The organism is Pseudarthrobacter sp. MDT1-56 (genome assembly GCF_059383555.1).
In genome coordinates this window covers 1-1,011 of record NZ_JBWZCK010000041.1, presented here as the reverse complement: position 1 = coordinate 1,011, position 1,011 = coordinate 1, and the positions used below count along the sequence as shown (strand labels likewise).

Genomic DNA, 1,011 nt, shown 5'->3' with positions numbered 1-1,011 from the left:
GCCATCATCTATCCGGGGTTTAAGACCACTGAGGTGGAGTTGAACGATGGTGGGGTGTGGGTGGTGTCGAAGTCGAAGAATGCGGTGGGGCGGTTGAATTATCCGTCGCGTGTTTTGGATGGGGCGGTGACGCCGGCGGGTACGACGTTTGATGTGTTGCAGGATGCCGGGACGGTGTTTGTTGATGATTCCGCGGGTTCGACGTTGAATCAGGTGTCGGCGGCTCAGATGCGTTTGGGTGGGGATAAGAAGTTGCCGGGTTCGGCGGCGGTGAGTTTTGGGTCGAAGGTCATGTCGGTGACGGATGTGGCCAAGGGGACGGTGTGGGCGCTGTCGCCTTCGACGGTGAATGGTTTTGATGAGGAGAGTTCCGAGCCGGTGTTGACGGGTTCGGCCGGGACGGTGTCGGCGGTGGGGGCTGATGACCGGATTTACAGTGCGGATCCGAAGTCCGGGCAGGTCACGGTGACGGGTGTTGATGCTGATGGTGTGGTCACGGGTTCCACGGTGAGTTCGTGGGAGAAGTTGAAGGATGCCGGGGATCTGCAGCTGGCGGTGGTGGGGGACCAGCCGGTGGTGTTGGATGCGGGCCGGGGGAAGTTGTTCCTGCCGGGCGGGCGTGAGCTGGCGTTGGCGGATGCGCGGGATGCGAAGTTGCAGCTTTCCGGTCCGGCGGCGGACGCGGTGGCGGTCGCGACGCCGAAGGCGTTGCTGCATCAGCCGTTGGATGGTTCGACGGCGAGGACGGTGGCGTTCGGGGGGCAGGGTGTTCCGGCGGCGCCGGTGCAGCTGGGCGGGTGTGTCCATGCGGCGTGGTCGGGGGCGAATAAGTATGTGCGTGAGTGTGTCAATGATGTTGATGACAAGTCGGTGGATGTGCCCAAGGCCAGTGCGTCGCCGTCGTATGTGTTCCGGGTGAACCGGGACCTGGTGGTCCTCAATGATGTGAATTCGGGCAATGTCTGGCTGGTCAACCAGAACATGCAGCTCGTCAACAACTGGGACGACGTC

1 pseudogene is annotated in these 1,011 nt (G+C 62.4%); it reads left to right on the top strand.

The window, feature by feature from the left end:
- Positions 1 to 1,011: pseudogene (locus tag AC50YC_RS19805) on the top strand (Ig-like domain-containing protein); the annotation flags it as partial.